This window comes from Snodgrassella sp. W8132, from assembly GCF_016100865.1.
Classification (GTDB): Bacteria; Pseudomonadota; Gammaproteobacteria; order Burkholderiales; family Neisseriaceae; genus Snodgrassella; species Snodgrassella alvi.
Genome location: NZ_JACFRQ010000001.1, coordinates 993,992 through 1,019,538 on the forward strand (window position 1 = coordinate 993,992; position 25,547 = coordinate 1,019,538).

27 protein-coding genes are annotated in these 25,547 nt (G+C 42.7%); 10 read left to right on the forward strand and 17 right to left on the reverse strand.

Translation table 11 applies throughout. From position 1 onward, the window contains the following. The first annotated feature begins 2 nt into the window (after nucleotides 1-2). Together nadA and nadB are read left to right on the forward strand one after the other, a co-directional pair. Nucleotides 3-1,226: a quinolinate synthase NadA gene (gene nadA, locus H3U82_RS04450; protein WP_198209399.1), complete on the forward strand. Its 1,224-nt coding sequence runs from the start codon at nucleotides 3-5 to the stop codon at nucleotides 1,224-1,226. Next, complete coding sequence (gene nadB, locus H3U82_RS04455; RefSeq protein ID WP_198209401.1) at nucleotides 1,198-2,736, forward strand: L-aspartate oxidase; 1,539 nt, start codon at nucleotides 1,198-1,200, stop codon at nucleotides 2,734-2,736. Before nadA ends, nadB begins: the two co-directional genes overlap by 29 nt. Here the strand turns inward: nadB and H3U82_RS04460 are convergent. Next, the gene (locus tag H3U82_RS04460; protein ID WP_198209403.1) at nucleotides 2,731-3,249 is read right to left on the reverse strand and encodes a TlpA disulfide reductase family protein; all 519 of its coding nucleotides are present in this window, start codon (nucleotides 3,247-3,249) and stop codon (nucleotides 2,731-2,733) included. The genes nadB and H3U82_RS04460 overlap by 6 nt on opposite strands. A gap of 267 nt (nucleotides 3,250-3,516) precedes the next feature. On the opposite strand from H3U82_RS04460, the gene arsC reads away from it, so the two are divergent. The 6 genes from arsC to H3U82_RS04490 all read left to right on the forward strand — a co-directional run bounded on the left by arsC (nucleotide 3,517) and on the right by H3U82_RS04490 (nucleotide 9,097). Continuing rightward, nucleotides 3,517-3,873, forward strand: a complete 357-nt coding sequence (gene arsC / locus H3U82_RS04465) for an arsenate reductase (glutaredoxin) (RefSeq protein WP_025330570.1) — start codon at nucleotides 3,517-3,519, stop codon at nucleotides 3,871-3,873. Next, complete coding sequence (locus H3U82_RS04470) at nucleotides 3,874-4,533, forward strand: YdcF family protein (protein ID WP_198209405.1); 660 nt, start codon at nucleotides 3,874-3,876, stop codon at nucleotides 4,531-4,533. 403 nt (nucleotides 4,534-4,936) lie between these two features. Further along, nucleotides 4,937-6,226 carry a glutamate-1-semialdehyde 2,1-aminomutase gene (gene hemL, locus H3U82_RS04475; protein ID WP_198209407.1) on the forward strand — a complete coding sequence of 430 codons (1,290 nt, stop codon included), beginning with the start codon at nucleotides 4,937-4,939 and terminating at the stop codon, nucleotides 6,224-6,226. Nucleotides 6,227-6,660: 434 nt separating this feature from the next. Then, nucleotides 6,661-6,921, forward strand: coding sequence for a hypothetical protein (locus tag H3U82_RS04480; protein WP_084551580.1), 261 nt, complete (start codon nucleotides 6,661-6,663; stop codon nucleotides 6,919-6,921). A 128-nt stretch (nucleotides 6,922-7,049) separates the two neighbouring features. Then, nucleotides 7,050-7,712, forward strand: coding sequence for a response regulator transcription factor (locus H3U82_RS04485; protein ID WP_084551581.1), 663 nt, complete (start codon nucleotides 7,050-7,052; stop codon nucleotides 7,710-7,712). Next, on the forward strand, nucleotides 7,688-9,097 hold the full coding sequence (locus H3U82_RS04490; RefSeq protein WP_198190129.1) for an ATP-binding protein: 1,410 nt from the start codon (nucleotides 7,688-7,690) through the stop codon (nucleotides 9,095-9,097). Before H3U82_RS04485 ends, H3U82_RS04490 begins: the two co-directional genes overlap by 25 nt. A 267-nt stretch (nucleotides 9,098-9,364) precedes the next feature. Here the strand turns inward: H3U82_RS04490 and upp are convergent, their stop codons facing one another. From upp to murI, 6 genes are all read right to left on the reverse strand, one after another. Then, nucleotides 9,365-9,997, reverse strand: coding sequence for a uracil phosphoribosyltransferase (gene upp / locus H3U82_RS04495; RefSeq protein ID WP_198209409.1), 633 nt, complete (start codon nucleotides 9,995-9,997; stop codon nucleotides 9,365-9,367). A 75-nt stretch (nucleotides 9,998-10,072) separates the two neighbouring features. Then, the gene (gene grxD, locus H3U82_RS04500) at nucleotides 10,073-10,384 is read right to left on the reverse strand and encodes a Grx4 family monothiol glutaredoxin (RefSeq protein ID WP_025330563.1); all 312 of its coding nucleotides are present in this window, start codon (nucleotides 10,382-10,384) and stop codon (nucleotides 10,073-10,075) included. Between the two features lie 22 nt (nucleotides 10,385-10,406). Then, nucleotides 10,407-11,669, reverse strand: coding sequence for an RsmB/NOP family class I SAM-dependent RNA methyltransferase (locus H3U82_RS04505; protein ID WP_198209981.1), 1,263 nt, complete (start codon nucleotides 11,667-11,669; stop codon nucleotides 10,407-10,409). Nucleotides 11,670-11,678: 9 nt separating this feature from the next. Further along, complete coding sequence (locus H3U82_RS04510; RefSeq protein WP_198209411.1) at nucleotides 11,679-12,353, reverse strand: DUF3108 domain-containing protein; 675 nt, start codon at nucleotides 12,351-12,353, stop codon at nucleotides 11,679-11,681. Nucleotides 12,354-12,370: 17 nt separating this feature from the next. After that, nucleotides 12,371-13,012 (reverse strand): phosphoribosylglycinamide formyltransferase, encoded by a 642-nt coding sequence (gene purN, locus H3U82_RS04515; RefSeq protein WP_198209413.1) that lies wholly within the window; start codon nucleotides 13,010-13,012, stop codon nucleotides 12,371-12,373. Between the two features lie 23 nt (nucleotides 13,013-13,035). Continuing rightward, nucleotides 13,036-13,842, reverse strand: a complete 807-nt coding sequence (gene murI / locus H3U82_RS04520; RefSeq protein WP_038648809.1) for a glutamate racemase — start codon at nucleotides 13,840-13,842, stop codon at nucleotides 13,036-13,038. Nucleotides 13,843-14,077: 235 nt separating this feature from the next. Between murI and tsaE the strand changes: the two genes are divergently transcribed. Both tsaE and H3U82_RS04530 read left to right on the forward strand, forming a co-directional pair. After that, on the forward strand, nucleotides 14,078-14,548 hold the full coding sequence (tsaE, locus tag H3U82_RS04525) for a tRNA (adenosine(37)-N6)-threonylcarbamoyltransferase complex ATPase subunit type 1 TsaE (RefSeq protein WP_198209416.1): 471 nt from the start codon (nucleotides 14,078-14,080) through the stop codon (nucleotides 14,546-14,548). A 3-nt stretch (nucleotides 14,549-14,551) separates the two neighbouring features. Next, complete coding sequence (locus tag H3U82_RS04530) at nucleotides 14,552-15,874, forward strand: N-acetylmuramoyl-L-alanine amidase (protein WP_198209418.1); 1,323 nt, start codon at nucleotides 14,552-14,554, stop codon at nucleotides 15,872-15,874. A 366-nt stretch (nucleotides 15,875-16,240) separates the two neighbouring features. On the opposite strand, the gene H3U82_RS04535 is transcribed toward H3U82_RS04530, so the two are convergent. From H3U82_RS04535 to H3U82_RS04580, 10 genes are all read right to left on the reverse strand, one after another. Further along, nucleotides 16,241-16,882 (reverse strand): hypothetical protein, encoded by a 642-nt coding sequence (locus tag H3U82_RS04535; RefSeq protein ID WP_198209420.1) that lies wholly within the window; start codon nucleotides 16,880-16,882, stop codon nucleotides 16,241-16,243. A gap of 9 nt (nucleotides 16,883-16,891) precedes the next feature. Beyond that, nucleotides 16,892-17,878 carry a phage tail protein gene (locus tag H3U82_RS10850; protein WP_232336105.1) on the reverse strand — a complete coding sequence of 329 codons (987 nt, stop codon included), beginning with the start codon at nucleotides 17,876-17,878 and terminating at the stop codon, nucleotides 16,892-16,894. After that, a complete protein-coding gene (locus tag H3U82_RS04545) occupies nucleotides 17,878-18,456 on the reverse strand; it encodes a phage tail protein (RefSeq protein WP_198209422.1) in 579 nt (192 codons plus the stop codon). The genes H3U82_RS10850 and H3U82_RS04545 overlap by 1 nt, the downstream gene beginning before the upstream one ends. Continuing rightward, nucleotides 18,449-19,594 (reverse strand): baseplate J/gp47 family protein, encoded by a 1,146-nt coding sequence (locus H3U82_RS04550; RefSeq protein ID WP_198209424.1) that lies wholly within the window; start codon nucleotides 19,592-19,594, stop codon nucleotides 18,449-18,451. The genes H3U82_RS04545 and H3U82_RS04550 overlap by 8 nt, the downstream gene beginning before the upstream one ends. Then, nucleotides 19,591-19,962, reverse strand: coding sequence for a GPW/gp25 family protein (locus tag H3U82_RS04555; protein WP_025330552.1), 372 nt, complete (start codon nucleotides 19,960-19,962; stop codon nucleotides 19,591-19,593). The genes H3U82_RS04550 and H3U82_RS04555 overlap by 4 nt, the downstream gene beginning before the upstream one ends. An 82-nt stretch (nucleotides 19,963-20,044) precedes the next feature. Continuing rightward, nucleotides 20,045-20,674 (reverse strand): phage baseplate assembly protein V, encoded by a 630-nt coding sequence (locus tag H3U82_RS04560; RefSeq protein ID WP_037392279.1) that lies wholly within the window; start codon nucleotides 20,672-20,674, stop codon nucleotides 20,045-20,047. Then, on the reverse strand, nucleotides 20,658-21,755 hold the full coding sequence (locus H3U82_RS04565; RefSeq protein WP_198209426.1) for a phage late control D family protein: 1,098 nt from the start codon (nucleotides 21,753-21,755) through the stop codon (nucleotides 20,658-20,660). The genes H3U82_RS04560 and H3U82_RS04565 overlap by 17 nt, the downstream gene beginning before the upstream one ends. Continuing rightward, complete coding sequence (locus H3U82_RS04570; RefSeq protein ID WP_025330549.1) at nucleotides 21,743-21,964, reverse strand: tail protein X; 222 nt, start codon at nucleotides 21,962-21,964, stop codon at nucleotides 21,743-21,745. The genes H3U82_RS04565 and H3U82_RS04570 overlap by 13 nt, the downstream gene beginning before the upstream one ends. Before the next feature lie 2 nt (nucleotides 21,965-21,966). Next, nucleotides 21,967-22,863 (reverse strand): phage tail protein, encoded by an 897-nt coding sequence (locus H3U82_RS04575; RefSeq protein ID WP_198209428.1) that lies wholly within the window; start codon nucleotides 22,861-22,863, stop codon nucleotides 21,967-21,969. Further along, entirely contained in the window at nucleotides 22,863-25,388 is a 2,526-nt protein-coding gene (locus tag H3U82_RS04580; protein WP_198209431.1) for a phage tail tape measure protein, read from the reverse strand. The genes H3U82_RS04575 and H3U82_RS04580 overlap by 1 nt, the downstream gene beginning before the upstream one ends. Nucleotides 25,389-25,547: the final 159 nt, after the last annotated feature.

Consider the following 25,547-nt stretch of genomic DNA (forward strand, 5'->3'; position numbering starts at 1 on the left):
TTATGCAAAGTACCAATCAATGGCGTGCATTCGATTACGAAAAACCACAATTGTCATCAGTTGCAGCTTCTGAGAATGCTGCGCAAACTACTAAAGATGAATCTGCTGTGCTGCAATGTGCCTGGGCTAAAATTCCACAGCAATTGGACCGGCAACAAAAGCAAAAATATATTGAACAGGTAAAAGCTCTATTACTGCAACAGCAAGCTGTGATGCTGGCACATTACTATGTTGAACCGGAATTACAGGATCTGGCTCTGGCTACAGGCGGCATGGTTGGTGATTCACTGGAAATGGCACGTTTCGGAGCACAGCATCCGGCAAAGACTTTATTGGTAGCCGGAGTGAAATTTATGGGCGAAACTGCACGAATACTCAGTCCGGAAAAAACTATTCTTATGCCCGATACTGAAGCCACCTGCTCTCTTGATCTGGGTTGTCCGGCAGAAGAATTTACTGCTTTCTGCAACCAGTACCCGGATCGGACAGTTGTGGTTTACGCCAATACCAGTGCCGAAGTTAAGGCCAGGGCTGACTGGGTCGTAACTTCGTCAATTGCTCTGGAAATTGTTTCTTTTTTACATGCCCAGGGAAAAAAAATTATCTGGGGTCCGGACAGACATCTTGGAGAATATATTCAGAATCAGACTGGTGCAGATATGGTGCTCTGGCAGGGCTCCTGTCTGGTACATAATGAATTTAAAGGTCAGGAACTGGCTTTAATGAAAGCACGCTATCCGCATGCCAAAATACTGGTTCATCCTGAATCACCGGCCGCTGTAGTCGCTTTAGCTGATGTAGTAGGTTCTACCAGCCGTCTGTTGCAGGCAGCAATTCACGATTCGGCAGATACATTTATTGTAGCGACAGATCAGGGCATATTACATGAAATGCATAAACATGCTCCGGAAAAAACCTTTCTGGCTGCGCCTACTGCAGGCAATGGTGCCACCTGCAAGTCTTGTGCTTTCTGTCCCTGGATGGCTATGAACGGATTACAAGCCTGTATAGATGCTTTAAGCAAACCAGAACAGCATAAAATCGATCTACCTTCTGCTTTGGGTAAACAGGCTGGTATTTCCATACAGCGTATGCTTGATTTTTCAACTGCATGGCGGGAATTTCATACTGATAAGACCAATCCTTACCATACAGAAAACCATTCCCCCGATATTTTTGCTCACTGGATTAGCCAACATGACCAATATCACACCCTGCTCTGTTAATAATACCGATGTTTTGATTATCGGTGCCGGTTTGGCCGGGCTGACGGTAGCCTTATCTTTACCGGAAAATTTTCACATTACTTTGCTGGCAAAAGAAGATTTATCAACTTGTGCCAGTAATCTGGCACAAGGCGGTGTAGCAGCTGTTATCGATCAGGCAGACAGTGTAGCCGAACATATTAAGGATACGCTTATAGCCGGTGCCGGCTGCTGTAATGAAAAACAGACTGCCGAGATTCTGGTTGAAGGCAACAGTGCTATTGAATGGTTATGCGCCCATGGCGTGGAATTTACCCGTGAGAATGGTCACCTGCACCTGACACGTGAAGGCGGACATGGCCGGCGGCGTATCGTACATGCAGCAGATCATACTGGTCGCAGTATTACTCATACACTCCAGCAACAGCTATCAGCACGACCAAATATTCATATTTTGCCGCATAGCTGTGTTATCGATTTGGTGCATGAAAATTCAGTTTGTACCGGAGCAGTCGTACAGATGGCACAAACTGATGAGACCGTAACCATTCAGGCTAAGCATACAGTACTGGCAACCGGAGGATTGGGACAATTATTCACTCTGACCACTAATCCGGTAACAGCAAATGGACTGGGAGTTGCTTTAGCGGCTATGGCTGGTTGCAGAACTCAGAATCTGGCTTTCGTACAGTTCCATCCCACAGCACTTGCCTTACCTGAAAATCCGTGTTTTCTGATTTCTGAGGCTGTACGCGGTGAAGGAGGTATTTTACGTAATCAGCAAGGCCGGCGCTTTATGCCTGAATACGATAACCGTGCCGAGCTGGCTCCGCGTGATATTGTTGCACGCGCCATTGCCAGCGAAATAGCCAAAACCGGCCATCACTGTGTGTATCTGGATATTACTCATTTACCTGAAAGCTTTATCCGCACACATTTCCCACAAATTCACCAGCATTGTCTGCAACAGGGTTTGGATATCACTCGTGAATTAATTCCGGTAGCACCAGCAGCACACTATGCCTGTGGCGGCATTGTTGCAGACACCGATGGGCGTACCGATATGGTTCAGTTGTATGCTATAGGTGAAACTGCCTGTACCGGGCTACATGGTGCCAATCGTCTGGCCAGTAATTCTTTACTTGAATGTGTCGTAACCGGACGCAATGCCGCGGCATCGATAGTTGCTTCTAAAGAATATCCGCAAACATGGCCAATCAATCAGCAGAAGAATTCATCAGAATTAACCTGGCAGGAAATTATTTTTCCGGAACATCCTCATCCGATTCAGGATATCCCTTCTTTCAGCATGCAAGCACTGCAACACTCCATGAGCAGTTATTTTGGAATTTGCCGGCGAACTGATGAAATGCTTACACTGCTTAAAATATTACAATACTGGTATCGGCAAACTATTAATCAGCAATATAAGCTGTCACTGGTAACTGCGCTATTAATGGTACAGGACGGGCTAAATCAGCAAATGAACCGTGGCACCCACTTTAATCTTGACCTACAGGAAAATCTATAAACGAACGTTGTGCTGTTTACACAGCCGTCTGGCTTCAGTAATCACTTGATTCAGCTTTATTTCACTCAGTGTACCTATCAATGCCTGCTGAAAACCGCATTTAGGTGCCTGAACCTGAGTAAAAGGTACTCCGCCAATATTATTGCCTAATCGTTGCATCCATGCACGGCTATCCGAACCTGTATAACGGTATAACGGATACGGTACGGACACCTGCTGAGTAAAGCGTTGTAAATTTGCATCATTATCTAAAGATACACCAACGACAGCAACGGTTTTCTTCCCTGAAGTTCGTTGTTGCTGATACCAGCGCGAAAGCATAGCTATTTCACTACGACAAGGTTTACACCAAGTTGCCCAGACATTTACTACCATTATCGGGGAATCAGTTGGTAAAGTAGCCGGTGTACGCTGAGGCCAGTTTTGTAATTCTGCAGCATGCACACGAATACAGCTCAGAAACAGTGCGCTAATTAAAAATATTTTTTTTAAGACTCGAGCAGACGGAAACATATCATTACCTTAATATTACCTTTAATAGCAATTATTATAGAATAATTCATATAAAATTTTGCCGCAAAAACATTAGCAGGTAAGGGGTTTATTTTTTTATTTTGTATAAATCAATTGAAATGCATATTCAAAAGCAGATAATTTATTTACATCCGACACATTAATTCAGCTTTAGCTTTAGAATAATTAATAATACTTGTCAAAATTTGAAGTTTCGTCCACACTTCCCAATTTAGATTTTTTATTTTTAGAAGTTCAGGGATAATCATGACACACACCGTCATACTGTACCATAATCCAAATTGCTCTAAGTCGCGCGCTGCCCTGTCTTTACTCCGAGTACGCAATATTAATACCAAAGTCATTCCCTACCTGACCGAGCCTTTATCCGAAGCACAAATTCGTTCACTGAAACAAAAACTGGCCATCAATTCAGCACGGGAAATGATGCGCAGTAAAGATGATCTGTTTACACAACTGAATCTGCTTGAAGCAGATGAAGATACTCTGATTGCCGCAATGGCAGCACATCCGATTTTAATTGAACGACCGATAGCTGTATACGGCGAACATGCCGCTATAGGTCGCCCGTTAACGAATATTGAAGCTTTACTTGAACAATAAATGGGCTCCGGCACACGTTTAGGTTTTTGGTATTGTCTGCGCACTGTAATTGCCGGATGTAGCCTATTTGTTGGGGCCAACTATGCTTTTAGTGTTGCTACAGTCTACCAGCTCAGCCATCCGCAGCAAGTACCGACAGAAGCCGATGCCGCTATCGTGCTTGGTGCAGCCGCATGGGATAAGCGCCCTTCACCAGTTTTCCGTGAACGTATCAATCATGCCATTAATCTGTATCGTGCCGGCATAGTAAAAAAAATTCTCTTTACTGGTGGCAGCCCCAGAGCCGGTTTCATGACGGAAGCAGCCGTCGGACGTCGCTATGCTATCCGTAACGGTGTTGATGCCAATGATATTATTTATGAAAATCATTCGCGTGACACCTGGCAGAATCTGGTTAATGCAAAAGCCATAGCTGATGATAATGATCTAAATAGCTTTATTATTGTCAGCGATCCATATCATCTGGCACGTGCTTGCTTTATAGCACGTGATCTGGGTTTAAATGTACAGCTTTCGCCTACTCCGACTACCCGCTACACCGCAACTCAGTCGAAATTACGCTTTATTGCGCAGGAAAGCTACACTTTAATGGTATATCAGTGGGTGCAGCATTTATCAAAATTTCCGCGTTTTATTCGTATGCTTCGTACACTAGTTTAGTAATTTTCTTTTAGTTGCCTCAGAATCTGAGAACTCAGTCTATTATTCTGGCTAAAAAGCATAAACTTCATATAGCTATAAGATTTTAAATCTGAAATCTTAGCTCTGTCTTTATATATGTGACTTACGATTTTACAATCAGCTATAGATTATTCTTAATTTCTTTGAAAATAGATAAGTTTTACTTAATCAAGTATCAATAGTAAGAAATTACATATTAATATTTAATAAATCAATTATTTTTTTACCATTAAAAATACTTACTGCTACCCTGATATTTTATTTTATCTTCCGGATTCCTGTTCGAAAAGCTAAAGACAATTAACCTTTAAGGGTAATCGATAGTATGATTAATCCCTGAATGCAAGTTATCTGATATTCCAATAAAGCAGAGGTCATAATCATGGATAGAAACCAACAGCTCTTTGAAGAGGCAAAAGCCATTATTCCCGGTGGAGTAAATTCTCCTGTACGGGCTTTTGGCAGTGTCGGCGGCATACCCCGCTTTATTAATAAAGCTCAGGGAGCTTATGTATGGGATGAAAATCAAACCAGTTATGTTGATTATGTCGGTTCATGGGGACCAGCCATTGTCGGTCATGCACATCCTGAAGTTGTTCAGGCAGTCTGTCAGGCGGCCGAAAATGGCTTATCTTTTGGCGCACCGACAGAAAATGAAATCCGAATTGCTGAAGAAATACGCCATATCATGCCCAGCATGGAGCAGATTCGACTGGTCAGTTCAGGTACAGAAGCAACCATGAGTGCAATCCGTCTGGCCAGAGGTTTTACCGGCAGGGACAATATTATTAAATTTGAAGGCTGTTATCATGGTCATTCAGATAGTCTGCTGGTTAAAGCCGGATCTGGTCTGCTAACCTTTGGTAATCCCAGCTCTGCCGGCGTACCTGAAGATTTCAGCCGCCATACCCTGGTATTACCTTATAACGACGTTGAGGCTTTGCAACAAACTTTTGCCAGCAAGGGCGACAGTATTGCCTGTGTTATTGTCGAACCAATTGCCGGTAATATGAACATGATACCCGCCACAACAGAGTTTGTTCAGGCATTGCGTGAACTTACAGAACGGTACGGAAGTGTTCTTATTTACGATGAAGTAATGACCGGTTTTCGCGTTGCTCTGGGCGGGGCACAATCCATTCATGGTATTAAGCCTGATTTAACGACAATTGGCAAAGTAATTGGCGGAGGTATGCCAGTAGCAGCTTTCGGTGGTCGTGCGGACATCATGGCCTGTGTATCACCTTTAGGTGCTGTATATCAGGCAGGTACACTTTCCGGTAATCCGGTATGCGTAGCAGCCGGACTAAAAACACTGGAAATCATACAACGATCGGATTTTTACACTACACTCAGCAAACATACCCGACAGTTGAGTGAGGGTCTGACGGCAATCGCACGTGAAGCCAATATCCCTTTCAGCAGCCGCAGTGAAGGCGGAATGTTTGGTTTCTACTTTACTGATAATCTGCCATCCTGTTTTGCAGATATGCAAAATACTAATCAGATATTATTTAAAGAGTTTTTCCATGCCATGCTGTCACGCGGTGTTGCATTTGCACCATCAGCATATGAAGCGGGTTTTGTTTCAGCTGCTCATAGCAGTGAAATCATTGCAGATACACTGGGTTTAGCTGCCGAAGCATTTACGGAAATTGCGCGTACTGTCTGAGACATTTATTCTTACCAGTGTATGTCAAAAGTAAAACATACACTGGTATCCTAGATAATAATCAACTCTGAACTAATAATCACGTAATTTAAATATCTTTATATTTATACTTTTAGCAGACACATATTAAGACAAGATTAAGTTCCATTTTCTATAAAAATCTCATTTATTTTTTATTAACGAATAGATTTCAATAGTATATAAATAATAGTCTTTATTCAATATATCAAACATAAACCATTATAAATGCATATTATTTTAAATTTTAAACTAATAAGCGAATCTATACTTACTCTAAATAATAACATTTAATTACATTAAATTAACAATATACAACATTTAGCTAAGTCTTGCCTAAGTATTTAAAGCCATACTGTGCATCAACAAGAACCGAGATGGTTATTGTCTTTAATTACTTTTAATGGAGATCTGTCATGAAAAAAATCACTGCTGCTGTTGTAAGTGCTATCTTTGGTTTAACTGCTGCTGCTGCCTTTGCTACTCCCCCTAAACCAGCTACAGCCACCACCACTACTACAACCACTACAGCTGAAAACACCAGTGCTAAAACTGTAAAACCAGCTGTTAAAAAAGCACCAGCAAAAAAAGTACATACTAAAAAAGCACATGCCAGAAAAGCAGCTGCTAGTACTACTACAACTAAACAAACTACTACCACTACTGAAACTAACTAATCAGTCGCTGGTTAACGTTTGAATAAAACCGTTTCAGGAATCCTGAAACGGTTTTTGTTATCATAGATATCTCACAGTCTGAAACAATACAGACTGGTTTACAAGTCTATGCGGAAAAATGTTAACTCATGCGAATTTTACTTCTTGAAGACGACAAAATGATTGCAGAGGCATTAAGTGATATGCTGCATGCTGCTGGTTTTGCCGTTGATTGTGTTGCTAACGGTATTGCAGCTGAAAATGCATTGCAACCAGAAATTTATGATATTGCCCTACTGGATATTGGTGTACCCGGACAGGATGGTCTAAGTGTTTTACGCCACTTGCGTGTAAAAAACTGTGATTTACCCGTTATTCTGATTACTGCCCGAGACACAGTGGAAGAACGCATTAATGGTCTGGACAGCGGTGCCGATGACTATGTAATTAAACCTTTTTCGCCTTCCGAATTACTGGCGCGTATCCGGGCTTTATTACGCCGCCGTAGCGGACATGCAACTCCTATACTAAGCAATGGCACCATTACCCTGAATCCTGCTACTCGTGAAGTCAGTGCCAACGGACAGGTTACCCGGCTGTCAGCACGAGAATATGCTTTGATGTACAGTTTATTGCTCCAACCCGGCACGATACTGTCTCGACAGGAACTGGAAGAAAAGCTATACGGCTGGAATGAAGAAGTAGAAAGCAATGCCGTAGAAGTAGTTATTCACGGAATTAGAAAAAAACTGGGCAGTAATGTGATTAAAAATGTTCGAGGACTGGGATGGCTGGTAGACCGACGCGGATAGTCTCATCACTACAGTGGCGCTTATTACTGGTTTTAACCATCGTAGTGACTTCAATCGCTATTATTGGTGACATTCTTGCCTATCAGACTGCTTTTCGGGAAACACAGGATTTACAAGATGCTCAGCTGGAGCAGATAGCTCATTTACTTGATCCGCGCAGTTCCATACTGCGCAGAGATACACAGGAAGATCTCAACTTTCCTGAAAGCGCCAGAACGCTGCCCAAACCGCGCGTGCTGGCACAGACACTAGATTCACCTTATCTCAATATTCTGATGGGAGATGATAATGCTGTGCAGAACCTTCAGCAATTACCTGATGGTTTTCATAACTTTACTACGGTAGCTCGTCATTGGCGGGTTTACCTGCTCACCCGTGAACGTGAGCGGATTATTGTTGCTCAGCGTACAGCATACCGAAATCATATAGCCAAAGACAGTGCATTAAGTGTAGTCTGGCCATTTCTTATTCTAATGCCTATTCTATGGCTGTTTACAGCTATCTGGATTCGCCGCCTGTTTCGGGCAACGCAGGAAATGAGTAGCGAATTAACCGCACGCAACGCCAATGATTTATCACCTTTGGATACCAGGCACGTACCGACAGAAATCCGCCCTTTCATTACCGCACTTAACCGCCTGTTCAGTCAGCTACAGGCTGCGATGGAGCATGATAAAAAATTTATTAGTCATGCAGCACATGAATTACGTACACCAATTACCGCACTTACCTTGCAAATAGCACGTTTTGATGAACCGGAATTAACTATTCAGGATCAACACAAACTTATTGAACAAATCAAAGCAGGTATTGCACGAACTGAACAGCTGCTTACCCAGTTATTATCGATGGCCAGAGCACAGCATCAGCAGCAGCAACATCTGATAGCGAACAATGCTCAGAAAACTGCACTAATGCCCTTACTGCGTGATTTAATTGCCGAATTATTGCCGCTGGCCGAACAAAAAAAACAGAACTTAAGTTTCGACATTAGCGAAGATGTTTTTCTGCCAGTCAGCAGTAATGATTTATATACTATTTTGAAAAATATACTGAGTAATGCCATCAAATACACTCCTGTTGATGGGCAAATATGCATTGGCATTAGACCAACTACAGATAATAAAACGATTTTACTTATAGAAGACAATGGTCAGGGAATCTCTGAAACTGAACGCCAGCTAGTATTTGAACCGTTTTATCGTATTTTGGGCAACAATGAAAGCGGAAGCGGTCTCGGGCTGGCAATCGTTAAAACCCTGTGTGATCAGTGGCACATCAGTATCAGTCTGGCAGACTCTGGCCTGCGAAATTCAGAACAGAAAGCAGGACTGGCTGTAAGCCTGATATTCAGCCCAGATAAGCTGCAAGCACAAAACAAATAACATCTTAAATCTTACAAAATGATTGCATCAAATTGTAATTAACCGGCAAATATTTGATTTATCATCTTATAAACAAAAACTTATTTCTTATCCAACAAACCAATTCTATTTAGAATATTTATCTGATACCCATATCCATTTTTAAAAACAAATCTGGATTTAATTCAGCATAATAAAAAACACAGAATCTTCCATACAGAAAATTCTGTGTTTTTTATTAGCAGATTCTTTCAGCAATCAGACTGCATGAAATAATCTGAATTTAAATTACCAGTGCTTAGTACCAAAAATCTTGTCACCAGCATCGCCCAAACCAGGAATAATATAGCCATTTTCATCCAGATGATCATCCAGAGCCGCTGCATAAATAGTCACATCAGGATGAGCTTCATTGACAGCCTTTACCCCCTCCGGAGCTGCTACAAGAACCAATGCCTTAATATCCTTGCAACCTTTTTTCTTAAGTAACTCAATAGTTGCATTCATGGATCCGCCTGTTGCCAGCATTGGATCAATGATCAATGCCGGGCGTTTATCCATCTGACTGACAAATTTTTCAAAATAAGGTACCGGTTCCAGCGTTTCTTCATCGCGCTGTAAACCTACTACACTGATTTTAGCTGTAGGAATTAAGTCCAATACGCCATCCAGCATACCCAGCCCTGCCCGCAGAATCGGTACAATAGTAACCGTTTTGCCTTTAATCTGGTAAGCATCAATCTCACCACACCAGCCCTGCATTTTGACAATTTCCACATCAAAATCACGGCTGGCTTCATAAGCCATTAAGCGAGCCAATTCTTTAGTCAGCGTACGAAAACGATAAGTACTGCAATCCTCTTCTCGCATTAATGACAGCTTGTGCTTCACCAGAGGATGGTCAATCACATTTATATTCATAGCCAGTTCCAAAAAATAATTGCTATAAAACCTGAATAAAACAGCTACCGGAAAATATTTCCGAACAAAACTCTGTCAGACAGACGCCAGCAAAGTCTGCAATTCACCTGCTTCGTACATCTCCAGCATAATGTCAGAACCACCGACAAATTCACCTTTTACATACAATTGCGGAATTGTCGGCCAGTCTGCATATTCCTTGATACCCTGACGGATATCTTCATCTTCGAGCACATTAACAGTATAGAACTCTTTTAAACCGGCAGCTTGCAATATTTGTACAGCACGGGATGAAAAACCACACTGTGGAAACTGCTTAGTGCCTTTCATGAACAACACAACCGGATGTTCAGTAACAAGCGTTTTAATTCTTTCCTGAGTACTCATGTACATTCCTTCTTATATCACTTTATTTAATGCGTGTAAGTACAGCGGCAAAAAAACCGTCTGTATGATGTTCACCGGTGTTCAGCTGCAGATAGTTACCCTGCATATCAGGTAAGACATTACTTTTAAGCAAAGTCTGCACCGGTTCTATATGCCAGCCTGTATTGGCTGCCAGAAAATTATTTAACTGTTGCTGATTTTCCGTTTCCAGAATACTGCAAGTTGCATACACAAGCCTTCCGCCCGGACGTACCAGTTCAGAAGCTGCCTGTAAAATTGATTGTTGCTGCTCGAGCAACGTCCGGATATTGTCATTACTCTGACGATATTTTAAATCAGGATTACGGCGCAAGGTGCCCATGCCGGAACAGGGCGCATCAACGAGCACACAATCTGCCTTATGCTTTAATCTGGCAATACGGGCATCATGCTCATTATCAATCCGCTGCGGATGAATATTAGTGAGACCTGCCCGAACCATTCTCGGCTTCATATTAGCCAAACGTTTTTCAGCCACATCAAAAGCATACAGCCGTCCGCTGCCAGCCATCATTGCCCCCATCGCCAGTGTTTTACCACCGGCTCCGGCACAGAAATCGACAGCAATCTGACCGCGTTTAACGCCTGTTATCAACGCCAGCAGCTGACTGCCTTCATCCTGAACTTCCAGCACACCGTCTAAAAACAGCGGATGCTTGTTTAAAGCCGGTTTATCAAATAGCCGGATTCCCCATGGCGAAAAAGGCGTAGCTTCAGCACGCAATCCTTCTGCCTGTAACGCAGACAGAATCTTATCACGTTTGCCTTTCTGAGTATTTACCCGTACATCCAGCGGCGCCGGCTGCATAACACTGCGACCGTAAGTAGCAATCTGATTATTATCCCAGCCCTGCTGTTGCAGACACTCAATTAACCATTGAGGCAGCTCAGCAGCTGTTGTCAGATCGGAAGCAAAAGCAGACTTTTGCTCTTTAACATCAATCAGCCACTGCTTTTCTTCTGAGTCACAAAGTGATTCTACACCGTGTACACTTATTCCCCGCCCTAAAACCAATGCAGCCAAAGCTGCCCGACGTGGTTTTTGATGCGGTTTTGGCAGCATCTTCTGAATTTTCTGCAAATGGCGGATAGTAGCAAACACAGTTTCAGCTATTTCCTGCCGGTCACGCATACCCAGCTTGCGCTCACGCCGGAAAAAAGCTGAGAGCACAACATCTGCAGGCTGTCTGAATGTTAACACCTGTGCCAGCGCAGAAGTAGTTAAATCAAGTTGTTGTGCATTTATCATAATTTCTTAAAAAACCTTCCCGTTAATCCGGCCGCCTTTCAGTTGCAATGTATATACTTTACCATTGTCCACATAGCTAATCCGTACCGGAATATTTTCAAGCTGGGGAGCGAATGCATATTCCACTACATCATCGCCACGACTGATACTGTACTGTCTGATCTCAATTTGCCGTCCGTTTAACATCAGCTGATCACTACCACGGCTGTTAACTGCATCCAGTTGGTACACTTTTTTACCATTAGTCAGATAAGTATTTGCGGGCAATTTACCTTGATTAAATCCCAGCTGCCAGCCAAGAGCAAACATATCATATACCGGTCCGTTCACCGAGATATGTTTAACTGCTTCGGAAACCTTACCATAATCAACCCCATGCTCAGAAAAACGTGCCTGAGCATATGGTTTGCCAAAGCGGCTGTCAGTGTAGGAAAACGGATTTAAAACTGAGTCTTTTACGGTTCCGGACGAAACAAACTGCATCTGGTAAAAAATCAAATTAATTTGCGTATTAATCTGATACTGACCATCCTTTTGCACAAAATCCATATTTACCGGCAAACCATAACTGTCGACAAACTGCAATTGTGCCTGCTGAGGCAGGTCTGCTGCTTGTACCATAGGTATAAACAGCAAATTTATCCAGACAAACAACAAACCTGAATATACTTTCAACTTCATATTTTTCTCATAACATCTCAGTTTTTCAGGCAGGCCACATTATCCGTAACAGCATCAGCAAGATTTTTAACTCTGTTACCTTCAACCACCAGATTTCCTGCAACAAAATCAGCCACTGCTTTTGGTAAAAGCTGATGTTCAATCTTTAATACCCGCTGTGCCAGAGTATCGGCTGTATCCCCGTTCAGAACAGGTACTACACCTTGGGCTATAATCGGACCGCAATCCAGTTCGGGTGTGACAAAGTGAATTGTACAACCTGCAACCCGACAGCCACTATCCAATACACGCTGATGAGTGTGCAGTCCGGTAAAAGCCGGCAATAATGACGGATGAATATTAATTAACCTGTCCGTATAATGCCTGCAAAATTCAGGTGTTAAAATGCGCATAAAGCCAGCCAGTACCACCAAATCAGGCTGATAAGCATCAATATGCTTGATCAATGCCGCATCAAATGCTTCACGGCCTGGATAATCATGATGGCTGATTGCCTCTGTTGTCAGCCCGTGTTGCGCAGCCCACAGTAAACCAGCTGCATCAGCCCGATTACTGATTACTGCCACAATTTCTGCCTGCGCAATATCGGCTTCTGCAAGAGCCTGCATATTGCTGCCGCGACCGGAAATCAGAATCACAATTCTTTTTTTAGCGCTCATCTCTCACCTGTCAACCAAAATACCTAGCCCAAAGAAACCATTTCCAGCTGTTCCAGACTTCGCCCCAGAAATCGCTCACCAATTGTCTGGAAACGTAGCGGAATATCACTGACATAAAACCGGTATTGCGCACCTGAATGATCAGGATTAATCAGATTATGCTGTTCCAGTGCCAATGCAGTGGCTTCAGCAGTCGTAATCGCTGAATCAACTAATTTCAGATCAGGAGCCTCCTGACGGATTAAAGGCTTCAATAACGGATAATGAGTACATCCCAAAACCAGCGTATCCACTTCTTCTGCCAGAATCGGCTTCAGATACTCCCGTGCTGTCAAGCGGGTAACTTCATGATCCAGCCAGCCTTCTTCCACCAGCGGCACCAGCAACGGACAGGCTTGTGAAAAAACACGCGTTTGTGCATTCTGATTGTGAATCGCCCGGGCATAAGCATTACTGTTAACAGTAGTACTGGTGGCTATTACACCAATGTGATTATTCTGAGTGGTTTCCAGAGCAGCCTGTGCACCTGCGGCAATTACATCCAGAACCGGCATTGTGCCTGCAAGTTGCCTTACTTTTTCTCTTGCCACCGCAGCTATAGTATTACAGGCCACAACCAGTGCCTTAACATCATGCTCAAGCAGAAAAGATACAATCTGTTCAGTATAAACTTCAATTGTATGTCTGGATTTCATACCATACGGAACACGCGCCGTATCACCAAAATAAATAATATTTTCATTAGGGAGCCGTTCCATCAATGCGCGAACCACTGTCAGGCCGCCCACCCCGGAATCAAATACACCTATAGGTTGTTGTATTGCAGTCATTTGTCTCTTCATCATTGACCATGACAACTCAGTTCAGCATAAACTGAATTAATCGAATATCAGTCATTATTGTGATTATAGCATTGACCCGGAAATATACTCATAGCTTAGTACACAACAAATGTACATAAAAGAAGCCTGAATCCGGAAACAAGACAGACAGACTGAATTTTATTACTTTCGTTATTACAAACTTTATCGCATAATAACCCCGTTTTGATTAATTAAAAACACCATGTCTGCCACTGAAGTCCGTGAAATTTTTCTGGCTGATGAAAACGATACCCTGAAACTGGGCGAACGTTTTGCACAGCTTATCAGCCCTCCTCTGATTATCTGGCTGGAAGGTGATCTGGGTGCGGGCAAAACAACCTTTACCAGAGGCTTACTCAACGCTCTTGGTTACAACGGTGCGGTTAAAAGCCCTACCTACAATATAGTTGAAACTTATCCGTTTAAAGGCTTTAACCTGCATCATTTTGATTTATACCGTTTTCAAAATCCGGAAGAATGGCTGGATGCAGGGCTGGATGAACTGATTACAGCAGACAGTATTATTTTGATGGAATGGCCACAGCTTGGCGGCGATTTAGCACCTCCGGCTGATATTATCCTGAACATCACCATCAAAAGTAGTGGCCGCACAGTACAGATAAATGCCGTTACTACAAACGGAACAAAAACATTAAATAAAATTACAGAATAAACCATGTCCAACCACATCAGCCGCCGGAAATTATTAATTGCATCTACTGGCACGCTTTTAATCAGCCTAACTCCATTTGTACGTGCAGCCCAGACAGGGGCTGATATTGTGGCTTCACGCATCTGGCCGGCCACAGCCTATACTAGGATGACATTAGAATCCACAACACCCATCCATTTTAAATATTTTCAGCTAAAGAATCCTGACCGTCTGGTTATTGATATTCAGGGGTCAGCCACCAATCAGTTTTTACGTGAACTGAGCAATAAAGTTCTCCCAATGGATCCCTATATTGCCAGTGTCCGCGTCGGACAATTTAATCCTGAAACCATCCGTATCGTGATGGATTTGAAAACCACCGTTAATCCTCAGGTATTTTCGCTTGCTCCGGTTGCCAACTTTAAAAACAGACTGGTAGTGGATTTATACCCTACAGCCACCGTAGCCATGGAACAAGAAAAAAACGATCCGTTAATGGCTCTATTACAGGATTACAGTCACGGTAAAGTAAACAGTGACGGCACTACTCGTCCTCAGGCTACAGCATCCACACCTCCGGTAAAAAAACTGCCTGAAAATAAACCTCCAGTAACACAGCAGCCTCCTCAACCATCACGTACACCAAATAAACTGAATCGTCAGCCTGTAATTATGATTGACCCCGGACATGGTGGTGAAGATCCCGGAGCCACAGGTCCTTCCGGTCTGCGTGAAAAAGATGTGGTACTCGCTATAGGGCGTGAAGTAAAAAAAATATTGGATTCGTATGGTTACAAAACTTATATGACCCGAAACGAAGATATTTTTATCCCATTGGGTGTACGTGTAGCCAAAGCGCGTAAACTCAGAGCAGATGTTTTTGTTTCCATTCATGCAGATGCATTTACCAATCCGTCAGCAAAAGGTACTGGTGTGTATGCACTTAATCCTAAAGGCGCCACCAGTGCAGCAGCCAAATATCTGGCACAAACCCAGAATGCAGCTGATTCGATTGGCGGGGTAAATTATTCAACTGATAAAAATGTCAACAACACACTGTTTGATCTGACTCAGACAGCTACCATCAATGATAGTCTGAAACTCGGTAAAGACGTACTGAATCAACTGGCCAAAATCAACAACCTGCATAAAGGCAGTGTCGATCAGGCAAATTTTGCCGTCCTGAAAGCACCAGATATCCCATCAATTCTGGTTGAAACAGCTTTTATTTCCAATCCGACTGAAGAACGCTTACTATCTAACAGCGATTTCAGAAAAAAAGTTGCAAACTCAATTAGTAGCGGGATTAAGGATTATCTGTCTACAGCAGTGCTGGCACGCCGCTGATAAAAATTGTCGGAAAAACAAAAAGAAAATGACTAAATGATATTAATTTTAAGCAATCAATATTATATAAACATAATAAAGACAAATCGGATACCTAAATATCAAAATAATTTATTTTATAAATTTAAAGTTTGAACAAATTGGTATCAGATAAAAAGAAATACAGGATATTGATTGTGGTTATTCATTCCGCCAACAATCAATATTCTGTAATAATTGAAAATTAGTAAGTATTAATAGAATTATTAATTAATTATTAAAATAACAAAAAAACAATTTATTTAATAAATTTGATAATATTTCGTAGCTATTAATAACGATGAACTTATTACAAAGCTATAGATTAAATTATTAAAAATAATTCAATTAAATATTACTGGCTTCATGCCATATATCAAATATTTGCTTTTCACCCAGTTGCAAAACATCAGTTAAATATTTCCACCAGTTATCATCGTTTAAAGCAAAAAACTGAGTTTCCAGAATGTAATTGCGAATCTTGATTAAATCAATTCCCTTTAACACATCTTCTGCATCTTTCACTAATGCTTCTTTATTTTTCCCCAGAGTGATTTCCAATTGAGAAAGCATTTGTGTGCGGGATAATGAACCGGCATTGTTACGTTTATCCTGCAAGCGTAACTGTTCAGCATCGGCTTTTTCTATCCAGCTATTTGTTTTATCAGACCATTGATGGTAAATATCAGGACAAGGTATTGTAGTTACAGTAGCTGGCAATACGCCCAATTCATTGATTACCACCATTTCTCCGGTTTTCTTACTATAAACGGTTTCTCCGCGATGATCTTCAATATACTTCCATGTTTTACCCGTCCATTGAGCAACAAATCCATGTTTGAATTCCGGCTGTTCAGTCTGAATACATAATGCGGGAATTAAATAATGACCATTATTTGCCAGAGGGTCTAAGTCAGCGATAGTTATTCCAACAAAATAATTATTTTCGTCTAACTGGCATACAGGAATAGTTTTTGCTTGTATTTCCATTTTCATTCCTTAAATTTTAATGCAGGCTAATAATGCGATATTTTTTGGACGATTTTCGTTTGCGGTAGGTACTACTCTACTAGCATCAAAACCAAAATCATCAGTCTTGTTATTTTTGTCCATCAAATTAGTGTTTGCTGAATAACGAGTGCCTACATCGTAGAAAGCGCCAGTAAGTGTATCAAAACTTACACCTCCGGCTCCACTACAGATGCCTGTAATATTTCTGATTGCATCACTTTGTTTACTACCAAATACTCTTTCAGAATCAATATTGTTTCCATCATCCCATGCCCTAAGAAAATAACCTCTTAAATCAGGCAAATTAAACGTCGTTTTACCATCACCTGCTCCAAATATCGTTCCAATGGCAGCAAATAAATTTGCATATACCGTTCGAGACAATGCAGTTCCATTAGCTTTTAGCCAGCCAACAGGTGCTGTTTCCATGGCGAAAAACTGAACAGCTCCAGCTGGCGTGGCATTAATATCTGCACTACCATCAAATGGCACACCATTTATTGTACATATTGTTTGTAATCTGGTAGCAGTAGCAGCATTACCCGATGTATCCTGATTACCCTTAATATTGACACCCGGTAAATTTATATCTGTTTTGGCATTAAATATAACACCACCAATTTTTCTGGCGGCTATCTGAGCTGCATACGAGGCTGTAGCCGCATTTCCGGAAGTATTCTGATTTCCGGGCTTATTTACACCGGGTAAATTAATATCCTCTGTACCATCAAATGCGACCCCACCCACATTTCTGGCTTTGCTAAGTTTGTCAGCTACCTGTGCTTTTTTAGCCAAATCTGCGCTGGCAGCTGTGGCTGATTTATCCAGTTTATTGTCTTTCAGCCATTTGGTTCGGTTGGCTAACTGTCGTGTCGGTACATTATCGATACCGTTTTCCCCACCCAATACCGGATCGGATGTTTCCCATTGATAAATACCTTCTTCCCAGAACGAAGATTCTTTTAAATTTGCCATTAAGCAGTTCCTTTGTTAAATGAGCCATCCCGCTGTGCCTGTCCGTTATGCTGTAGTGGTACAGCAGTATAGTCGAGACTGGAAAGTACACAGCGTGCCGGAGCAAAAGCAGCCAGAGTTTGACGTAATAAAGCTGCCTGTTGATTAGTAATCGGGTTATTCAGTAAGATACGGTAATGCGCCCAGTAACTATTATGTCCGCGTACATACATACCATCGCGCTGAATATTACCGTTGTGCCGCTGGTGATTGAGCCCTTCAATAATCGTTATTTCACCAAAGCCAAGGCGGCGGACAATCTCCCGTAACGACCAGGGTGTTCCCTTGTTACGATGAAGCTCGTATGCACCTTTAATCAATTGCCGTTTGGCCTGATCGCTTTCTGCCAGCCAGTATCCGTTTACTCCGAGAATACAATGGCTTTCAGCCAGAAGTTCAAGATGATCCGCCAATACCAGTTCTACTAGCCGAGGCATAAGCTGTGGTGTAGACACCATATCCAGACGTAATCCCAGAGCAGCCAGTGCCCGCATACGCTGATCACGCTCAATTACTGCTGCATATGTCAGCTTAGCCATCCACTGCCTCCTCAGCTATGCTCAGGGTCAGATCAGTACAGTGTGCCCATGTATCAGCAGCAACCTTAGTCAGCACCAAATCCGGTGTGGCAACGTTATAAACACCATCAACTTTTAATAATGACTGTATAACTAACGGAACTACATCTACTCCGAGTCGTTGCTCCTGACTAATCTGATATTGCTGCCAAGCAGCTCGGGCTGCTGCAAGTACAGCTCGTGCGTCAGTACCTATATACAAAGTTAATATTGCATTTACCTGATAAGTAAACGTTTTTGGGGCCCGTACAATCACTTGATCACATAGTGGGCGTACCCGCTCATCAGACAAAGCTGTCTGAACCTGATTAACAAGTTCTGCTGAGGGTAAACCGGTTTTTGTAAGCAAATTCACTGCAACAACACCTCCCAGAGGCGTACCGTGTTTATCAGTATCATTGCTTACATAGACATCAATGATGTCCTGACTTACCTGTCTGGCAAAATATTCATAGGCTCCTACAGGTCCGGCAACTGAAAATGATTCAGGAGCAAGCAGAATACGTACCCGATAAGCATCATCGCTTTCAACATCTACTCCGCCACTTGATGTCGTGACATTGCTGACCTTAATTTCAGTAATATCGGTCAAATGATCAGCTAAAGTGTTTATCTGGCCTGGTGACCAGCCATTTCCTATGATTCCCGTTGCCTGACAGACAGCATTGAGCTCAATGCTGGGAGTGGTTGCGGTAAGCATACCTGCTGCTGTAGTAGTAAATATCAGCGAATCCACTGTAACTCTGGTTTCTTTCGGGATCACAATCTGCTCTTTACCTTTTAGTACAGCCTGAAAGCGCAGTGTTGTTTGTGCCGGCTGGGCCTGTAATCGCGGAGTGTTAACATCATCACCACATAAATCCAGCATCAGGCCGGTAGCAAAACGAACATGTTGCTGCCTGTAAGCCTCATTTACCTGTTGACGGGTTAATGCCTCGCGATAGGCGTAAGTATTAATCAGTAAGCGTTCAATATGCGCCGGCTGTAGTGTTTTGCCCGTACGATTCTGATAATCATTTATGGTATCGGCCAGAATCGTTGCCAGATCGTCCTCAACTATTTTTACATCTGTTCGTGAAAGCTTAGTTAAATCTGTCATTTTTGTACCAACCCAATATTTGTTTGATAAATTTCACCGGCTACCTCTTCTGCGATCCGCCAATGAACAGTTATCGTCAGTTCAGGTGCGTGACCCGTAAAAGTGACCTGTTCCACTACCACACGCTTTTCCCAGGTTTGAATAGCGAGAATCACTTCACGGGTTACACCCGGAATAAAGACATCTTCTGGTGTATCCAGATAGTCCAGATGGTCTGAACCAAAAGTCGGCCGGGTTACATCTGTCCCTTTACGGGTTATTAAAATATTCAAAATACATTGATTAATATCATCAATACCGGTAACAATATCGCAGCCACTATCCAGTGGCGCTAGCTGCCAGTGGCGGGTACGCGGTGTTATGGTCATAGCGGTGTTCCAAAAATAAAAATCCCTGTCAGAATGAACAGGGATATAAAAAATAAGAATTAGCAGAGCGTTTCACTGATTATCAGTTTGGTTTGCCCGTATTTCCACCTGAAGTCAGATCAGGATGAGTATGACTCTTAAGACTTTTACCATCGGCTACCACATCTCCGTTTTCAACCTTAATTGTGCCGGTTATTGAGGCTGCCGTACCACCACCGCCGGAACCGGCCATTCCGCCCTGATAGGTCAGTTGCCCCTGTACCAGTAAGCTGCCGGTAGCAGTAGTAGTAGGTGCATCAAGAGTAATATCACCTGCTTTAACCAGTACCGTATCTGCTTCTACAATTACTGCTCCACCAGTCTGAACACATACTTCACCACTATTGCGATTATGGCTGATCACCGTACCATTACTGAATTTTTTCATCCAGACATTATTATTATTTACCGGTGTGCTATCAGCCTGATTGTATAAGGCTCCCAAAACCACACCATTTTCTCCCCGTGCATCCAGAATACAGGCGACTAGCTCCCCACTGTCAGGCAGTGAATAAAAACTGTTTCCGCCTGCAGCAGCAGTCAGCATTGGCAGCCAGTCAGTGTGAATATTTTCTAATGCCGGTAAACTGACTTTAAGCATATGCCGTCCGGCATCAATGGATTCAACAATACCAAACTGTAAAGTCGCACCAAATTCATACAGTTTCTGCATGTTTATCACCATCTGCGTCATCAGCAATATATTCAATCATATTTATTTCCAGAGACGTTACATAACCTGAACTGCGGCTCAAATTATGGCTTGCCTGCTTAATCTGGTAATTTCCGGACATTTTTCCATAACCGCTCAGACGAATAATCTGACCGGCTACCAGCTTGACATTACCAAAAAGATCCAGACTGCCGGTTACCTGACACTTGCGTGCATCGGCCAATGCAGCATCTGCACGTGCAGCTAATTGCTGCTGTGATTCCCCTTTATTAGCCACAATTTTCAGCTGGTCACCGCTTGCACCCTGTTTACTTTGCGGGCGTAACGGCTGTCCTTTACGCTTAACCGTACGTACTTGTTTAGCCTTAGGGTCGTAGCCGGAAGCAACAACTTCATTAGGAACGCCTTTGATCTGATCGCGAAAACTGGCTGACTCAATATCTTCTGGCAGCAACACCAGTATCGGTTCCTGTGCAGTTAATTCCGTATTAGCAATAAAAGCCAGAGTCTTATCAACAATTTTAAAAGTATAGCCAAATTGTTTTGCTAGTCGCGCCAGAAATTCAACATCACTTTCCTGATACTGTGTGATACGTTCAATTTCCAGCTTGGCAATCGGATTTTTAACCACCAGTTGTAATCGTGCGGCTACTGTCTGTACAATTTTTTCCAGTGTGGTTTTTTCATACGCCTTAGGCTGTAAAGTCCGGCTGGCCGAAGTAATTCCCGTAGAAAGCGCTTTCAGAGTAATCACATTTGGTTTAAATGCATAATCGATATCCGCAATCTCAAAATTACCAAGATTTACTAAACCGGTAAACTGATCACCTAGTGAAAACGACAGCAAATCACCCTGTTCAGGATACCAGTTACGCAACCATCTGCCATCTGTATCTTCAAACGACACAGACAGCTCGTCTGATTGCTCGCCCAGATAATCCGTATAACTGATACTGATAAGATAAGGCCTAATTGCTAATGTAATGTCTTTTTTTTCGTATTCGATAGTGAAATCCGGCATAGTAACCGGATGTGTTTTGCTTAAGCCGGATAATCCTTTTAACATATTTACCGCATCCATGGTGGCATATCCTCCTGAGCAGCATGAGTATCAGACCGGATAACCGGAATCAGTACAGTCAGATTTGCCGTAAACTGTTCAGCCAGCGCTAAATGCGGGTTGGCCGCAATCAGCCTGTCAATCATCGTGGCATCACCATAGTATTTATGTGCAATCAAATCCCAGCGATCTCCTTCACTGGTCTGATATTGCAAGACTGAATCAACCATAATCAGACCTCATCTTTTCTTGCTGCCAGCCATGCCGTCAATGACTGGGTACCTGCAGTCGCATTTCCAATACTGTCTTCTACCGTTGCTAACACTTGTTCACTGGTATTCAGCCAGTCGCCCCACTCTCCGCTATCGTAACCGGTTTGTATTAAATTAATACATGTTTGCAGCTGACAGGCTGCCTGACCCGTGTAAGACAGAAAATCTGCTGCTCCGGCCAGATTTCCGAACCATTCACCAATCTCAGGTAAAGTATTCAGTTTATCCAGAGTCTGACCACCTACAGACAATACATCTGCAATCAACCCCATCCAGCCGGCAGTATTATGCTGAACAGTACGCGCGCGCGTAATCAGGTTCTGAATATCAGTAATATTCTGTTCAACAGAATGATAAATACGCACACCAGTCTGAACCGCTGCGGAAACTTTATTAACCGCGCCTTTAACCGACTCCGGTAAAAGAGCAAGCAGCGGATTCTGTCCGGTCATGATTCCCGGTGTTGGTAACGGATTATTCGGATCACCAACAAATTCAAGCAATTCAACACTAATTTCGCGCGCCGCCGTACGCCCTTTAGCATCCTGGATTAAAGTTGTACTGCTTAATTGCTGTATCACAAACCAGCCCGCAAACCGCCCGGAACCGAACACCAGCGCCAGCGCCTGCTGCGCTTCTTTAGCACTGATCAGCGCATTATAGGCATTATCCGGATTAGCCAGTTTCCAATGCAGCAGCATACCAAAACGTATCGTAGTCAAATCATTACCGGTAGCCTGCAGGCGCGGTCGCCCAGCCAGTACATCATGTTTGGCAAAAACAGCACTGTGCGTTTCTTCATAACTGGTGAAACTATCCAGCACTTCAAAGCGAATATCCCCTAGCATTGCATACATCAGTAACTCCTCAACTCTTTTGCCTGCATCATGCGCCGGTACATCTGTTCAAATTCACGCTGGCTCAGTGCAAGCGCCTGCTGAATGACTGAACGGTCAGCATTACCATTAACCTGAATTGTTGGATTAAAATTAATGGTTACAGCACTTGAATCATGTCCGGCCGGATAACGGTTCTGTGCAAACTCTGCTGCATTTAGCTGCATTTTTTCATTTAACTGTGCAGTCAGCTTTCCGGAACCGGCTTTAAATTTCTGCTGTAAACGCTCAGCTACCTGACCTATCGCCGAAACAGGTTTATCCGCCCCAAGATCAACTCCCAGATGCATTCCCTCCATCAGCGAGCTGCCTATACTTTTAAATACCCGGCTGGGGGAATTAATACCCAATACTGATTTAGCTTTATTAATAATTTTACTGGCAAACTCACCTACAGCATTAACAGCTTTACTGATACCTTCAGTAAAGCTTCGGACCAGACCATCAATAATATTGCGCCCGAATTCACTGAATTTAGCAGGTAATTCTCTGAAAAAATTCATACCGGCTTCAAATTTGGTCTTAACCGTATCCCATAAACCAATAAAGAATTTCTTGATTGGCTGCCAATATTTATAAATCAATAAGGCGGCCATACCAATGGCCAGCGCAACCCAGCCTATCGGTGACATCAAGAAAGCCCGGCCTACTGCCATAATTCCCTGACGCAGCAAATTAAGTACAAACCTGCCTTTACCTAAAACACTAAACCCCTTCCCCAAATTCGAAAAAACCGAAAACAGAGGTCTCACCGCCTTAGAAATCAGACCAAAAGACTGCACAATTTTTCTGATGGGAGCCATTACTGCACGACCAATTGCACCAAATGCTTTTTGCAATAAACCTAATGCAGCGCGACCTTTACTAAAAACAGCAAACTTTTTTCCAATGCCGGACAGCTTACTGCCAAAAGACATCAGTTTCTGACGCAATGAACCTGCAGATTTTCCTACTGAGGAAATTGCAGTTCGAAGACGCTTAAATACAGAACCACTTTGCTTAAGCTCACGTGCCACCTGAAAACGGGCAAAAATAGTACGCAGAACAGCCAGCGGACCGGTAACCATAGTAATCGCATAACGAACAGTCAGTAATACCATCCGTAAGCCTGCCATTCCAATACCAAAAGCCACTACAGATTTAATCAGCGTCGGATGTTTCTGAATAAAAGGCAATACAGTATTAAGCAGCACATCTTTAGCCACCTGAGCGAAAGTATTAATCTCCGGTGCCAGAATAGCACCAAAAGCATTCCCGACTTCAGCAACCGAATCTTGCAGATTTTCCATACTGACAGCCAGCGTATTTGTCTGCAGTTCTGCTCGCTGATCAAGAGAAGGCTGCTGATTTATTTTAGTTTGCATGGCCTGATAACCGGTATGGCCACCTTTAGCAGCGGCTGAAGCAACTTGTCCGCCCTTCCCGCCAAACACAGCATCCATCATATTCAGTGCAGCGCGTTCACCATACTTAGTTTTAACAGCTTTAAAGTTCGTTTCCAGCTCACTAATAACCACACGCATGTCTTTAAGTGAACCGTCTTTATTAAATAAATCAAACTTTACACCGGATTTCTGCATCATCTGGCGCATTTCCGCATTCATAGCTGACGTAGCAAGATGCATAGCTTTAGGTCCCTGCGCCAGCTTATTCAGAAATTCTTCCATCCCATCTGCGGCCACAGCTTTACTGATACCGCCTTGTATTGCCATACCTTCTAAAGCATATATTTTTTGCTGGTTCTGTAAACCGGTCAGATGAAGCCTTTGCAGAGGAGAGGCCATAGCACTTTGAAATTTTTCTATATCTTCCAAACTCATTCCGGTCGAATAAGCCATTTTCTGTACAGCGTCCAGACCGGCTGATAATTCAGTATCCTTCAGCTTATAAGTTTGCATCAGCCCTTTGGCAACAGAAATATCCTCAATTTTTTTACCGAATAATGCATTAAAACTGGCTATTGACTTCATACCTCCCTGAAGTAGCGAATCATCAGACATATTAGCCATCTTCATATTAGTGGCAAGACTGGTAAAATCATTTTTATTTCCCCGCTGCTCAAGGCTTAGCTGTGCTGTTCGGGCATTAATCTGATCAAATCTGCCTAATCTGCCATCATTTTGCATCATAGCCTGCTTCAGCCCGGTTTCAGATGTTTCGCGCTCCATATAAATTTTTACAGACTTTTCAGCCGGTTTCATCAAAGCTTGCAGCGTGCCCTTAGTTTTGCTTAATTCACTACCGATTTTAGTTCGCTGCTCCAGAACCTTATTTTGTCTTTCAATTGCCTGAGTTAATTTATCCTGAGCATTACCCGCTTTAGCCGTCGCTGCTGAAAAACTATCAATAGAGCGAATTTGTCCATGTAAACCTTGTAAAGCTTTCCCCATCTCCTCAACATGCCGTGTCGCTGTACTGATAGCAAAGCCAAAAGCCTTTACAGAACGGTGCACCTCACCAAAATCAGAAACGAATCCATTATCCATAACGGCACCAATATATTTTTCTCCAATTACCTAAACTGTATTGGAATCTACTTATTTATATTATTTGTTGTTTCGATTACTGTGACTGTCAACTTATTATCGCTTCATAACCACGCTTATAAGCTTACAACAAGTTAACAGCACAGTTACTTCAGACAG

Bases quoted from the DNA above. Each gene is read 5' to 3' on its own strand.
- nadA (WP_198209399.1), top strand. From the start codon at position 3: ATGCAAAGTACCAATCAATGGCGTGCATTCGATTACGAAAAACCACAA.
- nadB (WP_198209401.1), top strand. From the start codon at position 1,198: ATGACCAATATCACACCCTGCTCTGTTAATAATACCGATGTTTTGATT.
- H3U82_RS04460 (WP_198209403.1), bottom strand. From the start codon at position 3,249: ATGTTTCCGTCTGCTCGAGTCTTAAAAAAAATATTTTTAATTAGCGCA.
- arsC (WP_025330570.1), top strand. From the start codon at position 3,517: ATGACACACACCGTCATACTGTACCATAATCCAAATTGCTCTAAGTCG.
- H3U82_RS04470 (WP_198209405.1), top strand. From the start codon at position 3,874: ATGGGCTCCGGCACACGTTTAGGTTTTTGGTATTGTCTGCGCACTGTA.
- hemL (WP_198209407.1), top strand. From the start codon at position 4,937: ATGGATAGAAACCAACAGCTCTTTGAAGAGGCAAAAGCCATTATTCCC.
- H3U82_RS04480 (WP_084551580.1), top strand. From the start codon at position 6,661: ATGAAAAAAATCACTGCTGCTGTTGTAAGTGCTATCTTTGGTTTAACT.
- H3U82_RS04485 (WP_084551581.1), top strand. From the start codon at position 7,050: ATGCGAATTTTACTTCTTGAAGACGACAAAATGATTGCAGAGGCATTA.
- H3U82_RS04490 (WP_198190129.1), top strand. From the start codon at position 7,688: ATGGCTGGTAGACCGACGCGGATAGTCTCATCACTACAGTGGCGCTTA.
- upp (WP_198209409.1), bottom strand. From the start codon at position 9,997: ATGAATATAAATGTGATTGACCATCCTCTGGTGAAGCACAAGCTGTCA.
- grxD (WP_025330563.1), bottom strand. From the start codon at position 10,384: ATGAGTACTCAGGAAAGAATTAAAACGCTTGTTACTGAACATCCGGTT.
- H3U82_RS04510 (WP_198209411.1), bottom strand. From the start codon at position 12,353: ATGAAGTTGAAAGTATATTCAGGTTTGTTGTTTGTCTGGATAAATTTG.
- purN (WP_198209413.1), bottom strand. From the start codon at position 13,012: ATGAGCGCTAAAAAAAGAATTGTGATTCTGATTTCCGGTCGCGGCAGC.
- murI (WP_038648809.1), bottom strand. From the start codon at position 13,842: ATGACTGCAATACAACAACCTATAGGTGTATTTGATTCCGGGGTGGGC.
- tsaE (WP_198209416.1), top strand. From the start codon at position 14,078: ATGTCTGCCACTGAAGTCCGTGAAATTTTTCTGGCTGATGAAAACGAT.
- H3U82_RS04530 (WP_198209418.1), top strand. From the start codon at position 14,552: ATGTCCAACCACATCAGCCGCCGGAAATTATTAATTGCATCTACTGGC.
- H3U82_RS04535 (WP_198209420.1), bottom strand. From the start codon at position 16,882: ATGGAAATACAAGCAAAAACTATTCCTGTATGCCAGTTAGACGAAAAT.
- H3U82_RS10850 (WP_232336105.1), bottom strand. From the start codon at position 17,878: ATGGCAAATTTAAAAGAATCTTCGTTCTGGGAAGAAGGTATTTATCAA.
- H3U82_RS04545 (WP_198209422.1), bottom strand. From the start codon at position 18,456: ATGGCTAAGCTGACATATGCAGCAGTAATTGAGCGTGATCAGCGTATG.
- H3U82_RS04550 (WP_198209424.1), bottom strand. From the start codon at position 19,594: ATGACAGATTTAACTAAGCTTTCACGAACAGATGTAAAAATAGTTGAG.
- H3U82_RS04555 (WP_025330552.1), bottom strand. From the start codon at position 19,962: ATGACCATAACACCGCGTACCCGCCACTGGCAGCTAGCGCCACTGGAT.
- H3U82_RS04560 (WP_037392279.1), bottom strand. From the start codon at position 20,674: ATGCAGAAACTGTATGAATTTGGTGCGACTTTACAGTTTGGTATTGTT.
- H3U82_RS04565 (WP_198209426.1), bottom strand. From the start codon at position 21,755: ATGGATGCGGTAAATATGTTAAAAGGATTATCCGGCTTAAGCAAAACA.
- H3U82_RS04570 (WP_025330549.1), bottom strand. From the start codon at position 21,964: ATGGTTGATTCAGTCTTGCAATATCAGACCAGTGAAGGAGATCGCTGG.
- H3U82_RS04575 (WP_198209428.1), bottom strand. From the start codon at position 22,863: ATGTATGCAATGCTAGGGGATATTCGCTTTGAAGTGCTGGATAGTTTC.
- H3U82_RS04580 (WP_198209431.1), bottom strand. From the start codon at position 25,388: ATGGATAATGGATTCGTTTCTGATTTTGGTGAGGTGCACCGTTCTGTA.